Below are 14,115 nucleotides of genomic sequence, written 5' to 3'. Positions count from 1 at the left end.
AGTCAGCGAAACGCAATCTGCCACGCTGGCAGGCGGACGCAATCACTGTTGGTTAGCGGTCACCCCGCAGCCCTCGCACACCCACTCTCCCGTGTCATCCACCAGCCTGTATTGCGATTCGTAGCGCTTCCCGTGCCTGCTGATGTGCTCGACCGCTTCCAGCAGCACCTGAAACTCTTCCTCGCTGACCGTCGGCGATAAACTGATCCGCACCCAACCCGGCTTCTCGCCAATGTGACCGTGATCCAGCCGCTTGCGAATTTCGCTTGAGTGACTCTGCTCAATATGCAGCAGCAGATGCCCGTAAGGACCCGCGCACATGCACCCGCCACGCACCTGAATCCCGAATAGATCGTTAAACAACGCCGCAGCTAAGTTGTGATGCAAGTCCTTGAAGATGACACTGAACACCCCGAGCCGCTTGGCATCCGTCAAGCCAAGAATCAAAATCTGATCGTTATGCAGCCACTCCTTCAACGCTCGTGTCATGTAATCGTGCTCGATGCGCTGAATCCGTTCCGTTCCCATCGCTGCTTTCAAATCGAACGCCAACCCCGCCTGAATACTCTGCACAATCGGCGGAGTCCCGCCCGTCTCGCGTTGCGCGATTGACGACAAATAGCGGTGATCCCACGGCGACGTGTAGAGCACCGTCCCGCCGCCGGGTTCTGCCGGAACCCGATTCGTAAACAACCGTTTGTTCGCCACCAATATCCCCGGCGTGCGCGGCCCTCCCAGAAACTTATGCACCGACAAAAACACCGCGTCGTAATATCCCAGCGGATCGCCCTGCGGATGCATATCAATCTCCACATACGGCCCCGCTGCAGCAAAGTCAAAAAACGCGTATGCCCCGTGCTCGTGCAGCACCCGCGCCAACGCATGACAATCGTTCAGAATCCCTGTCACATTGGATGCCGCGCTGAACGTTCCATACTTGACCTTGCGATGCTTATAGCTCTGCATCTTTTCCGCCAAATCATTCGGACAGATACAGCCGTGCTCGTTCAAGTCTACATAGACCGTTTCCGCGATCGTTTCCCGCCAGCAGATGTCGTTCGAATGATGCTCCATCAGCGAGCGAAATACTACCGGCCGGTCGTCCTCTGGAATGTGGCTTCGCAAATGATACTTCTCGTCAAGCTGATCCGGAAGTCTTAATCCCAACACGTGAATCAACCGGTTGATCGTTCCCGTCGACCCCGAACCCACCGGAATCACAACATCATCCTCGCTCGCGTTCATATAGCGGGCAATTCGACAAAACGCGTTTTCAAACAGACGCGTCATGTGCCGCCCTGTAAAAGAGCTTTCCGTGTGCGTATTTGCCATATACGGCAACACCCGCTCCGCAATTTCCTCTTCCACATCGCGATGAAATCTGCCCGATGCGATGAAGTCAAAATACCTCAGCGGTTTACGCCCGTATGGAGTCTCAATTTCAATCCCGTTGCCGAGCACACCTGCGCGCAGCCGCTCCATAAACCGCCGCTCATCCACCTCGTCGCGGGTTGGCACCTGCTCCCGTGGACAATCCGCCAGACAGTCCACCAGCCGCCGCGTGAAGTAAGCCTGACCGTTCTGGTCAGTTTTGGAATAGCTCATCAGGTCCTCCGTTTGTCATCCTGACAAAATACGCAAATCCCGCGCGAGCGGCAAGGGAGTTGACGATGTCGCTCCAGAATGGTATCTTCAGAAAATTCAGGAAAGTCTGGAGTCCCCATGAGCAAGCGAATCGTCGTCGGGCTGGATGGCTCGACCTATTCCAACGCGGCCATTTCCGCCGCGCTCAGCCGGGCCGCTGCCTGCGGAGGAACAGTCATCGGTGTCGCCGTCATTGACTTGCCCGGTATTGAAAGTGCCGAAACTGGCGCAGGACTTGGCTCAATTTATTATTCACGAAAAATCATTGAAGAACACCTCGCCAGTGCTACCGCCCGCACAAAAGAGTTCCTCTCTGATTTCGCGCAAGCCTGCCAGGCCGCCGGTGTCCCCTATGAAATCGCGCATGAAATCGGCGTGCCGTTCCGCGCGCTCCTCGAATATGCCAAAACCGCCGACTTGATTGTCGTCGGGGTGCGCACTTTCTTCCACTTCGAAACACAAAGCGAACCGGGCGATACCGTCCTCCGACTTGTCAAGCATCCGATTACGCCTGTCTTGGCCGTCACCGAAAACTGGACCCCGCGCCAGACTGCTCTTGTGAACTACCAAGGCGACAAATACAGCGGCAGGGCACTGTCCGCGCTGCTGCATCTGCACAATCTCTCCCCGATTGTCTCAAAAGTAGTGCTCGTCACTGTCGACATGGAAAGTGAATTGTCCAAACAGCGGCTCGAACTTGCAGCACGCTATGTCCAGGCATATGGACTACCGGTCGACATTGCGCGGCGCGAAGGCGAGATGGCCAGCGTCCTCAAGAATGAAACGCAGCACTATCCCGATCCACTGATCGTCATAGGGTCCGTCCGGGAGGGGTGGCTCGCTGACTTCTTGAGCCACTCGGCAACTGAAAAACTTCTTGAGTTCGGCAGCGTCCCCCTCTTGGTCTATCAGTAAGCTTCGAAAAGCTCGGCATAAATAAAGGCCGCTCTTTCGGGCGGCCTTTTCACGCAAGTGAAACTCGTTTTATTGCGCGCGAACGTGGAAGAACAGCTTTGCAGGACCAAACTCTTCCAATCTCACCGTCAGGAAAGAATCCTCTGTCACCCCAAGTTCATACGGTGAAGTCTGCAACTCCTCGTGGCTTTCGGCGGCGTAAACATGATACAGCCTTGCGCTCGGCACTGCTTCCCACGACAGCGTGTATTCCGCTCCATCCACACAGACAATCGTCAAGCCGACCGGCGGGCCGATTGAATTCGATGGAAAGATCTCGTCCGCGCCAATACAGGGCCGAGGTGCCCGTGACTCACCGTCAATATCCAGAGTGACCTCCGGCAGCGAAATTCCCGAATCGTAGCAGACAGTATCGTCGTTCATCAAATGTAAGTCGGTGGCCGAAACATACCTTGGACGTGCAGCGATACTGTTTGCGTCTTGTCCCGTGGTCTGCCATTGGCCCAACGTCTGGTAAACCGTTCCCGCGGAAATCGCCGCCTTGAACTGCGTTGAATTACCCCACAAACAATTGAAGTCTGAGAGCGCCGCGGCTCCGCTTTGCAACTCAAGTCCGTAGGCGGGCACGTTGCTCTCGTAGGTGACGATGCAATTATTGTAAAGCTCGTGTTCCGCACCCGTCGAAATGAAAATCCCCGACATGTCGTTGTTGGCCGGCGTGTCGTCTAAATGAATCGAGTTGTTGGCCACAAAGTGTTCACCGCTTGACAAATAGATTGCGCGCACTCGCAGCGTGACCAGATTGCCGAAACCGTAAATGAAATTGTTCACGATGTCGACGGATGCGTTCAAGCCCGGCGCAGAGTAGACTCCAGACGCGCGATTCGATCGCGGACCGGATGAATCGCGGAACCCGTGAATCCTGTTCCCCTCGATGCGCGCGGATCCTCCCGTCCCAAGCTGCAAGATGTAAATCCCGTAGCACGCGTTCGCTGGTCCCGTTGATGACCCGGGAAGAATCTCATTGCCATACACCTGCACGTCCCGCTGGTGATCCAGCCAAACTCCGTAATAGGCGTCGGTGATGCGGCATAACTTCACTTGATTGTCCCGCGAAAGATCGTAATTGCTTCCCGTCAGCGAGACACCCGTATAGAAATTGGAGATGTCGCATTGTTCGACCACATTCCCGAGGCAGCCCGTTCCCAGCACTTGCAACCCGACGCCGCCCAGATTCTCTTCACCCGGGCCGCTTACCGTGCAGTTCGAAAAGACGTTGTAACTCGCACCGGAAAACAGCCGCACGCCCATGGACGTGCCTGCGCCAGTCTGGATATTAAGATCGCGAAACTCGAGATACTCCGTCCCGCGAAGCTCCAGCACACATGAGGAGTTAGCGGCCGTCAGTGTCACAGTGTTCGGCAGTGCCGGCAGGATCATCACGCGGCCCTGCACGCCGGCACCGGGAATCGCATCAAACGTTGCCTTCTCAGTGTACGTGCCGGGCAATATCCCGACGGTCACGTCTGCTGATATCCCACGCCACTTCAGATGAGCCGCAAGTTGACTGAGTGACGGGAATTGGCCGCCTGCACCCACCAAAACTTGTCCTGACAGCGAAACACCGGCAATAACCACGCTGCGTGTCTGCGTGTTGTTGAACGGAACGGCATCGCCCGCGGTCGAAACGCTGACCTCAAGCGAACCGAACATCAGTGAGCTCTCGGGCACATCCCATTCCCACGTCAATTCACGCACTTCGCCGGCAGGCAGATCGATCGTCTGCATACCGAGGACAACGCCTTCATAACGAAGCTCTGCGGAAACTAAGGGTGCGAAAAGCTGACCGACATTCTCAACCATCGCATACACGGTGGTTGTCGCGCCGGACGGCAACGGAAGCGTCTCAAGTTCCAGCGCATTCACCGCGATGTCAACAATCGCGGGAAGGTAGTTGTATTCGTCGGCTCCGAGGTCGGGAACACTGTCGCGCGGTTCACCGTCAAAATCGGTGGTGACCTGCGGAAGGTGGATGCCCCGATTGGACGGCCCGAAAGCATCCGGCCGCACGTGATAATCCGTCGCGGAGACAAAGCCGGCTTGACTGGTGATACTGCTGCTGTCCTGCTGTGTGCCTGTCGTCCAAGCTGCGAGCGTCTGCCAATTCTCGTCAAGAGATGAATTGGCGAAGCGAAACTCCGGATTCGTTCCCGGTGTCTCGAATAGATTGTAGTCGGAGTCGAGCACGCCTGACGACCAATCAAACATTCTGGCAATGCCGTTTGTCCGGCGCACGCGCAAAATGTTGTTCCTCATCGTAAGTGCCGTCTGCGAGCCGCTCAGTGCTATCACAATCGCTGCGCTGGGAGCAGAGAGATTGCCGATCTCGATACTGTTGTGCCACAGCACGGTCGTTCCGCTGCGGCAGGATATTGCCGTTACTGTGGCCGCTGACGTGCTGTCGAAGTTGCCAATCCAGTTATTCGCGGCGATTACGGTGCCCGACGCCGGCTCGCTATAGAGGCCGTAAAGTGTGCCGCTCGAAGTTCCGCCAAACAGCTTGTTGCGGCTGATCACGATCGTATCCGTTGCGGCCAGCGATCCAATACGAATTGCATGGATATTACCCGGCGCGCCCGGGTAGCCCGCGCGAACATCACACTGCTCGATATTCAACCTGTGCTGGCGAATCGCAGAGATTCCCGTGCGGATGCTGTCGAGCGTGCAATTGCGGATGACATTCTCAAAACCGTGGGTCGCACCCTCGCCCTCCAGCAAAATACCGGTGTACGACGCAACGACCGAACAGTTCTCAATCAAGTTGTTGTGACAGCCGCCGTGCAGTGCGATGCCGGATGATGTCACCTGCTCGTGCGATGCGTTGTGAATGACGCAGTTCCGCAGTGTGTTGTGCGAGCTGCCGTTCTCCAGACGCACGATTTCAAGTGCAAGACCCAGACAGGCAAAGGTCAGATCTTCAAAGGTCACATGCGTGACGCCGGTGAGTCGAACCACAGGTTCTCCTGTGCCGGGCATGAGCACCACACTACCGGCTACAGAGGGAGCGCGCCGTATCGTCAGCGGATGCTGTGCACCCATTCCCGGAAACGGCTGAAGATGGATGGACTCGGAATAGTCGCCTGCGCTCAGTTCAAATGTAACGGGGCCGGAAACTCCGCGCGTTGAAAGTTCACCCAACGCTGCCGCGATACTCGCAAAATCGGAGTCTGTCCCGCCGACGCGATAGGTGCCCGAAAGTGCCGCCGCAGTTACGTGAAGTGTGAATGATCGCGAATTATTGGCAGGATTCGAGTCTTCCGGCAGTACTACTTCCACAACCGGCGAAAGCGTCTCACCTGCGGCGCCGGTTTCCCAAGTCAGCGCGACGCTGTCCGCGACAGACGGGAAAATGGTTACTTGAGTTTCAGCAAGCTGAGAGCCGTTCGCCGATAGTCGTATCGGAAGATCCACAAGCGGCTGTGAGCCGCGATTTTGAATCAAGACGTGTATCGTGACAGTCGTGTATTCCGGAACCCCCGCAGGCGCATCCAAGACAGACAATACTGCCGCGTCAAACGGCGGTGCATCGTACGTATACTCGTCGGCCCCGATATCCGGAGGCTGAAAGCGCGGTTCGCCGTCAATGTCAATCCCCGCCATCTTTGCAATTGCGCCGTTCTGGTGGGGAAGGGAGGAGCTTGATCGCAGGTGTAGATCCGTGTCGGAGACAAACTGCGGATCACCAACATAACTTGAGAGGTCTTGTCCGGTGGCGGAACTCCAAGCATTCAGAGTTGCGTGTTCTGTTTGATACCAACCCAGTCTGTATGAACTTCCGGTGCCGTGGAATAGATTATTATTGGAGGTCAGACTTCCGGCCGACGTCAGGATAAACACGTTGTAGGACGGGCGAGTCGCTTCACGATTGACAAAAATGTTGTTCAAGAGTGTCAGGCTGGCGTCGGGCGACGTCAGACCGTTGTACACTGTGTAGGTCGTTCCCGTTGACGTGACATCGTTGACAAGCACGCTGTTGTTGATGACGGCACTTCTGCCGCCAGTGAAGAACAGCGCACGAACTTGAGAAGAACCGGTGTTCTGAAAACTGTGAACGATGTTGTTCATGCAGGTCAGGCGGGAGGAGTTGTTCAACGGAGCGTGTCGGATCGCTGTCGCGTATCCGCCTGTCGTGCGTATCTGAGATATGACGTTGCCCTGCACGCTCACGCTGTCCGACTCGTTCTGCGGCCCGACGTGGATTCCGGTCGCGCCGGACCCGGAACCCGAATTTGGCTTGATGATACACCGCTCTATCGAGCAGTCCGTCTGCCGCTCCAGCACAATGCCGCGCAGCACGCTGTCAATCACGCAGCTCTCGATCCTGTGACCTTGGCTCGACGCCGCAGGTGACGATATGAAAATGCCGTCGCCGCCGCGCCGGACGCCGCATTCGGTGACCCGCACACCGGAGACTTGCGTCCCCACAATCTCAATCACACGCGACGTTGCGCGCGCCGAGAAATTCCCTTGGTGAATGGTGATTTCCGTGCTATTGCCGTCGATGCGCAAAGCAGGTTGCGACTGGCTCACGGAGTTGGCCGCGAACCCTTTCAACTGAACGTTCTTCGTGCCTGTCACCCGAATCACAGGCTGCGACGTGTCGCTCGAAACTACGGTGATGAATCCGGCCGCCGTGGGAGCAAATGTGACGTTGAAGTCGCCTGAGCCGGGGAACGATGTGAGGGCAATCGGGCCGGTCTGCGTGCCAGGCGCGACGGAAAAAGTGACCGGGCCGGAGATGCCCTGAGAATTCAGGCTGTCTACGGCCTGACGAAGGGTGGCAAACTGTCCTGAGGGTCCGATAGAGTAATGACCGTTCAGCACCGCAAAAGCCGAGTGCGAAACGGTCATCATAAATACAATAGCGAATAGTCTCAGCATGCCCTCAACAAGAGTTCCCAGTATCCTGGACGCAGGTAGCTTCCACAAATCGCTTCAAGGTAGCATATCAACCAATGAATGACAACACCTGTTCGACCGACTGTGAAAATAATTTCGCTCCTGTCGGTCCACTATTCAAAATTACTGACCCGTTAAATTTGACGGTATTTGAGAATTAATGGAGAAATCACTATTTTGTTTCCAGAGCAAGTGGAAATAAATAACAAGCACTTACCGGGCTCTTGCAGCGTTCTTATTGTAAAGATGAGGACTTAGAGTCCCTTCTCTGCCAAAGACCCATTGCCCTGTATGCCTCCTCTTGGCCGTCGCTAATCAGCAGTCCGCGGAGTCTTGGGGTTATGCAAAAGCAATCAAATTCGACCGGGTGCAAGTGGGAGACTGGCCAATACTGGTCCCAGTCTCCTGGCATGCGAACCAAGCCGGTCTCAAAGCAAGGTTCAATAATCAGTTTCCCAGACAACTTATGCACAAGCAACATTGGAAGAAGGCAAGGGTATGACCGCAGATATTCGAAAGAGCTACGCTGAACTAACAAAAACTTTCAAAGACTATTCCACTCTCTCCGGCATTGAAGGCCTGCTGCATTGGGACATGCAGGTCAATATGCCGCCGAAGGGCGCTGAGAAACGTGCGAATCAACTCGCCATGATCAGCGGGCTGGCGCACGAAAAACTTACCTCTGCACATGTCGGGGAGCTGATTGAGCAATGTCAATCGGCTAACGGTGCGCTCAACGAGGCGGAAAAGGCCAACGTGCGCGAAATGGCGCGCGATTATCATCGGGCGACCAAAGTTCCGCAAGAGTTGGTCGAAGAACTGTCCCGTCAGCGATCGATGACGCACGATGTTTGGGGACGAGCGCGCGAAAAGGCGGACTTCTCGATGTTCGCGCCAGAGCTTGAAAAGCTCGTGGAACTGACCAAGAAATATGCAGAAGCGCAGGGCTACGAAGGCACTCCGCTCAATGCACTGATCGAAGACTACGAACGCGGTGCCACCGCCGACTCATTGACCAAGCTGTTTGATGAAGTCAAAGCGGTTACCGTGCCACTCGTCGACCGCGTGACGGCATCACCTGTCAAAGCGAAATTCGCCTTTCAAAAGAACCGATTCGCAGCTCAGAAGCAAAAGGCGTTCGGTGAAGAACTGATCTACGCTATCGGCTTCGACCGACAGGGCGGCCGCCTGGACACTTCCATTCACCCATTCTGTTCGGGTGGACTGGGTGACGTCCGGTTGACCACGCGCTATAACGAGCACGCGCCGACGCAGGCTCTGTTCGGCATCATTCACGAAATGGGGCACGGGCTTTATGAACAGGGTGTCGCGCCGGAAACCTATGGCACACCACTCTCGGAGGCGCTGAGCTACGGCATGCACGAGTCACAGAGCAGGATGTGGGAGAACTACATCGGTCGCAGCAAGCCGTTCTGGAAACACTTCTATCCGAATCTCATAAATCACTTCGGCGAAGAACTCGCCGGCATGAACATGGACGATTGGGTGCTGGCCATCAATCACGTCGAACGCAGCCTCGTCCGAGTAGAGGCCGATGAATTGACCTATGACCTGCACATTATCCTGCGCTTTGAAATCGAACGCGACCTGTTTGCGGGTGTGATCTCCGTTTCGGACCTGCCTTCAGTTTGGAACAAGAAAATCCAGAGCTATCTGGGTCTGACACCGCCGGACGACGGCAAGCAAGGAGTGATGCAGGACGTGCATTGGAGCGGCGGCAGCTTCGGATACTTCCCGTCCTATTCCGTCGGGAACATTATTGCCGGTCAGTTGTGGAAGAAAATGAACGCCGATATCTCCAATATGACTCAGCAGATTGAAAAAGGCGAGTTCCGTGACATTCTTGCTTGGCTTGGTGAGCACGTCCACAAACTCGGACGGCGCTACACCCGCGACGAGTTGCTTATCAGAGCCACTGGCAAGCCGCTTGGAACGGAAGATTACCTGAGCTACTTAACTGAGAAGTTCTCTGCTCTCTACAAGCTGTAACCACGATGAAAAAGGGCGGCTTTAAGCCGCCCTTCATGAATCGCGAGTGAAGGTGTCTAATCCACGCCTGCGTTCTCGGCGTAAAATTCGTGGACATCCAGTTCGTTCTCCATTTTGGAGACGATGACGGCTGTTGCAGAATCCCCGGTGACGTTGACCACCGTGCGAAGCATATCCAGCAACCTGTCCACACCGATAATCAAGGCGATTCCCTCGACCGGCAGATTGACAGACATCAACACCATCGAAAGCGTAATCAGCCCGACACCGGGCACGCCTGCCGTTCCGACCGAAGCCAAAGCTGCCGTGATCACCACAGTGACAAGTTGCGAAAAGTTCAAGTCAATGCCGTAAACCTGAGCGATGAAGGCCGTGGCAACTCCCTGCATGATGGCCGTGCCGTCCATGTTGATCGTCGCACCGAGCGGAAGCGCAAAGCTGGCAATACCCTTTGAAACGCCCTGCCGGCGCTCTGCGACGTCGATGGATACCGGCAGCGTGGCGTTGGAAGACGATGTTGAGAAGGCGACGGTCATCACCGGAATATGGTTCTTGAAAAACTGAACAGGTGATAATTTTGTGAAGACATAGAGCAGGGCGGAGTAGACGATGAACAATTGCAACAAAAGCGTGCCCGAAAGAGTCAATACATAGGCAAGCAGCGGCAACAGCACGCCAAGACCCTGTTCAAGCATGACTTTGGCAATCAGGGCAAACACGCCGGGCACCGCCAGCCAGATAATTATCTCCACAACTCGCATCAGCACGTCATTGCCGATTTCGGCCAACCGCATGGCAGGTTCGGCCTTCGCGCCGAGTTGAGCCAGCGCAATTCCCAACAAAAGAGCAAAGAAGATAACCTGCAGCATGTTCCCTTCCACCATGCCCTGAAAGGGGTTCTTGGGAATCATGTCCACGATGACATCCATGATGAAGGGAGCCTGCTTGGGCGTAAACGACGCGTCGGTGGGAAGCGAGATCCCCGTCCCCGGCCTTACAATCACCTCCGCAATGAAGAGCGCCATCGAAACCGCGAGTGCCGTCGTCAGCAGATAGATGAGCATGACCCGCAGTCCGACTCGGCCGAGCTTCTTGGGATCGCCGATAGAGGCTGCACCGTAGACGAGTGAGACGAACACTATCGGGACGACCAGCATGGTGATGGCCCGCAGGAAGATGTCGCCGACGGGTTTCAACAGCCACTTGATCAGACCTGTGCTGGCCGCTTCCGGCAGCAAGGCATTGCCGACTATCCCGAAAAGAAATCCGGCCAGCAGAGCGGCGAGAATCCAAATGGTCAGTGTGGCCTTCTTGGTCGAGGACATGCCTGCTCCAATCTCACTTCAAGTCAAAACAAATGACAGCAGATACTGTATCGGCAAACAAATTAACAAACCTAATTGAAGGCTGCAAGGCTTTCGCGAAACTTAATCCATGGGGAAGTATGCTTCGTAACATCATTTTGCTGGCAATGCTGGCGGGCTGGGCAACGGGGGCGTTTGCACGCGCGACAGTCTCCGGCAAAATCAAAGACGACGCCACGGGAGAGTCGATTCCAGCTGTGGCGGTCGTTGTGGAGGGAACGAATCGCGGGGCCGCAGCTAACGTGGAAGGATTCTTCTCGATTCCGAATCTGGAACAAGGGGAATACACGCTGGTCTTCACGTCGCTGGGATATGAATCTCTGCGCAAGCCGATCTCGATCAACGGAGAGAATCAGAACTTTGAGATTCGCTTGCGTCCGGCGGCGCTGCTGGGTCGCGAGGTCGTGATTATCGCGGAGCGCAAAGAACCGGAATACGCGCCCAAAGTCGCACAGATCGAAGTCACTCCGAGGCAACTGGTCAAGTTACCACAGCTTGCCGAACCTGACTTGTTTCGCGCGTTGCAAGCCACGGCGGGAATTCTGCCGTCCAGTGATTTCTCGGCAGAACTGAATATCTGGGGTGGTTCGGGTGACCAGAATCTGATTCTGCTGAACGGCATCAATGTATACAAGCCGACACACCTGGCCGGTCTGTTCTCTATCTTTAACATGGACGCCATCAAGGACGTCAAGCTTATCAAGGGCGGGTTCGGCGCACAATATGGCGGCAGATTGTCCGCTGTGGTAGACGTGGCGGACCGCGAAGGCAACCGCAACAAGATGCAGGGCAAAGTGGGACTCTCGCTGTTGTCTTCTACGGCTCTGCTCGAAGGGCCGCTGCCGCACGGGTCGTGGTTGGTGGCCGGTCGACGAACATATATTGACGCGGCGACCAAAGCCTTCAAAAACGCGGGCATCATCGAAGATGACTTTCCTTACTACTTCTTCGATTTCAATGCGAAGGTCACGCGGGATTTCGCGAACGGTGACCGAATTTCGCCGTCTGCCTACTGGGGCGACGATATCCTGAAGCTGTCGTCGGCGGTCGGCGACCGCCTGCGATTGACTTGGGGGAACAGGACATTCAGCATTCCGTTCGTTCACATCTTTTCGCCAAAGGTCTACTCGCATACAAACTTCGCCGGCAGCAACTTCTACGGTAAACAACGCTTCGAAACGACGGACTCGTGGGGGGAATGGAACAACAATATCAATGACCTCACCCTCGAATCCGACATCACCTATTTCGCAAATGCGCGAAACTCGATGACCTTCGGGTTTGAAGCCAAGATGTTTGATTCGTATCTGGAGTTCCTGTCCTCTGACTACCTTTTAGGACGCAACGACTACGATGGCGACTTGCTGTCGCTGTACGCGTCTGACGACTACCGTCTGACCGACAAATGGACGATTACCCCCGGTCTGCGTTACGAACATTACAGTCTGAAAGAGTCAAATGAATTGCTGCCGCGACTTGCCGCGCGCAGGGATTTGGCCCCGGGAATGTATGTGAGCGGCGCGTGGGGACTATACACCCAGTATCTTCAGCAGGTGCGCGTGGGCGAGGACTTTGCTTCGCTGTTCGATTCGTACATTGCGCTGGGTGAACGCTTCGGCATTGCCCGTGGACAGCATTTTGCCCTGAGTTTTGTGGATGACAGTCTGGGCAGGTTTAAAGTGACAGGTGGCGCATACTACAAGAACTTCCAGAATATTGTGCAGCTTGACCTGATCAATGCCAAGGATGACGGCGACACGGACCTTGAAGATTACGTTCGTGTCGGTAAAGGATACGCCTACGGCTTCGACGCCACCATCGGCGGAGATTTTGGAAGCTATGAGATGAGTCTGGGTTATGCATGGGGAAGATCACGAAGAGTCTTCGGAGCCTTTGAGAACTTCGAGCCGCTTGATCAGGGAAAGACCTTCCCCGCATATTTCGACCGCCAACACAGCAGCAACTTGTTTGTCAGCCGGAAGATTCGCAGGCGCGGCAGTTTGGAAACAAGGTTGAATTATCAGTCCGGCCTGCCGTATACCAAGGCATTGGGAGCTTACAGTCCAGGTCTCGGATTGCCCGCGCACTTCTTCCAACCGGGACCAACCTACGGCGAACGCTTCAGTCCGTATGTTCGACTGGATGTCGCCTATCGCTTAAAATACGAATGGAGCTGGTGCAAGTTCTCTCCTTATGTGGAGGTCATCAACGTGCTGGGTCGCAAGAACGCCTTCCTGAGGTCGCTCGACTTGACCACCAATCCGGTCGGCTATGAGATTATCGGCCAATTGCCGTTTCTGCCTACTGTCGGCTTCACCGCGGAGTTCTAATCCATGAAATATTCTTCTTACATACTTCTTGCCTTGTTCAGCACATTCCTGCTGTCCGCCTGTGACGATGAAGCGGACGTCAAGTATCAGGAAGAGCTGGTGGTTGACGGGTTCATGTATATCGGGCAGCGGCTGGAAATCCGCCTGTCTCACACCGTGCCGATCGATCAGGCTTATTATCCCGATCAGGTGCGCGTGAGTGGAGCGGAGGTTTACATTACGGTCAATCAGCAGTCCACCTATCAGCTTACTGAAGAGAACTCCGGAGTGCCCGGGACTTATGCTTTGCCCGAGTCTGTGCACGTCGTAACCACCGGCGAGCGTTACGATCTGCTCGTCGTGCGTGAGCAGGACACCTTGCGGGCTTACTCCTACGCCGTGGCACCAATTGAAATCACTCAGGCCGTGCTGGTTGATGGCGATTTGATCACCGATCCCGCTCCCGATACGCTGGAATACGGAGGAGATGAGCTTCGCTTGCGCTGGACGACGAGTGATGTGAATTTTGGCTATGCAATTCTGATTCAAGCCATGGATGAAGGCAAATACGGCAAAGAGTGTGATTTCGGGGATGACAATGGTCCGGGAACCTATCTCTCCATTTGGACCACCCGCTATATCGAAACACAGGATGTCCCTTGGATCGGACTCTGTTACACCGGTCCTACCATGTTCCGCATCTTCTCGTGCGACACGGCGGCGTGGAACTTTATCGCCACGACGATCATCGGCGAGCCAGCGTTGAATCCCATTTCAAATGTCAGCGGTGGGAGAGGCGTCTTCTGTGCGGTGGACTGCGACACCTTTCACATCACCGTGACAGACACACTCGAAGACTAAGCTTGACCCGAATTGCCTGTTCCAAGCACCTCTTCGGAGGTGCTTGACTTTTC

At 55.2% G+C, this 14,115-nt stretch carries 7 protein-coding genes; 4 read left to right on the top strand and 3 right to left on the bottom strand.

Annotation, left to right across the window (positions count from 1 at the left end; translation table 11 throughout):
• Positions 1–42 precede the first annotated feature (42 nt).
• Complete coding sequence (locus KJZ99_04015; GenBank protein ID MCL4305054.1) at positions 43–1,605, bottom strand: aminotransferase class V-fold PLP-dependent enzyme; 1,563 nt, start codon at positions 1,603–1,605, stop codon at positions 43–45.
• 117 nt (positions 1,606–1,722) lie between these two features.
• Here KJZ99_04015 and KJZ99_04010 point away from each other — a divergent pair, with 117 nt between their 5' ends.
• Positions 1,723–2,559 carry a universal stress protein gene (locus KJZ99_04010; protein ID MCL4305053.1) on the top strand — a complete coding sequence of 279 codons (837 nt, stop codon included), beginning with the start codon at positions 1,723–1,725 and terminating at the stop codon, positions 2,557–2,559.
• Positions 2,560–2,628: 69 nt separating this feature from the next.
• Here KJZ99_04010 and KJZ99_04005 read toward each other — a convergent pair whose 3' ends face one another.
• A complete protein-coding gene (locus KJZ99_04005; GenBank protein MCL4305052.1) occupies positions 2,629–7,500 on the bottom strand; it encodes a right-handed parallel beta-helix repeat-containing protein in 4,872 nt (1,623 codons plus the stop codon).
• Positions 7,501–8,016: 516 nt separating this feature from the next.
• On the opposite strand from KJZ99_04005, the gene KJZ99_04000 reads away from it, so the two are divergent.
• The gene (locus tag KJZ99_04000) at positions 8,017–9,528 is read left to right on the top strand and encodes a carboxypeptidase M32 (GenBank protein ID MCL4305051.1); all 1,512 of its coding nucleotides are present in this window, start codon (positions 8,017–8,019) and stop codon (positions 9,526–9,528) included.
• 56 nt (positions 9,529–9,584) lie between these two features.
• On the opposite strand, the gene KJZ99_03995 is transcribed toward KJZ99_04000, so the two are convergent.
• The gene (locus KJZ99_03995) at positions 9,585–10,853 is read right to left on the bottom strand and encodes a dicarboxylate/amino acid:cation symporter (protein ID MCL4305050.1); all 1,269 of its coding nucleotides are present in this window, start codon (positions 10,851–10,853) and stop codon (positions 9,585–9,587) included.
• A gap of 119 nt (positions 10,854–10,972) precedes the next feature.
• Here KJZ99_03995 and KJZ99_03990 point away from each other — a divergent pair, with 119 nt between their 5' ends.
• Complete coding sequence (locus KJZ99_03990) at positions 10,973–13,222, top strand: TonB-dependent receptor (protein ID MCL4305049.1); 2,250 nt, start codon at positions 10,973–10,975, stop codon at positions 13,220–13,222.
• A gap of 3 nt (positions 13,223–13,225) precedes the next feature.
• On the top strand, positions 13,226–14,062 hold the full coding sequence (locus tag KJZ99_03985; GenBank protein MCL4305048.1) for a DUF4249 family protein: 837 nt from the start codon (positions 13,226–13,228) through the stop codon (positions 14,060–14,062).
• Positions 14,063–14,115 lie beyond the last annotated feature (53 nt).

This window comes from bacterium (assembly GCA_023382385.1).
Lineage (GTDB): Bacteria > Electryoneota > RPQS01 > RPQS01 > RPQS01 > JABWCQ01.
This window is presented reverse-complemented; position numbering and strand designations above follow the sequence as displayed.

Bases quoted from the DNA above. Each gene is read 5' to 3' on its own strand.
- KJZ99_04015 (MCL4305054.1), bottom strand. From the start codon at position 1,605: ATGAGCTATTCCAAAACTGACCAGAACGGTCAGGCTTACTTCACGCGG.
- KJZ99_04010 (MCL4305053.1), top strand. From the start codon at position 1,723: ATGAGCAAGCGAATCGTCGTCGGGCTGGATGGCTCGACCTATTCCAAC.
- KJZ99_04005 (MCL4305052.1), bottom strand. From the start codon at position 7,500: ATGCTGAGACTATTCGCTATTGTATTTATGATGACCGTTTCGCACTCG.
- KJZ99_04000 (MCL4305051.1), top strand. From the start codon at position 8,017: ATGACCGCAGATATTCGAAAGAGCTACGCTGAACTAACAAAAACTTTC.
- KJZ99_03995 (MCL4305050.1), bottom strand. From the start codon at position 10,853: ATGTCCTCGACCAAGAAGGCCACACTGACCATTTGGATTCTCGCCGCT.
- KJZ99_03990 (MCL4305049.1), top strand. From the start codon at position 10,973: ATGCTTCGTAACATCATTTTGCTGGCAATGCTGGCGGGCTGGGCAACG.
- KJZ99_03985 (MCL4305048.1), top strand. From the start codon at position 13,226: ATGAAATATTCTTCTTACATACTTCTTGCCTTGTTCAGCACATTCCTG.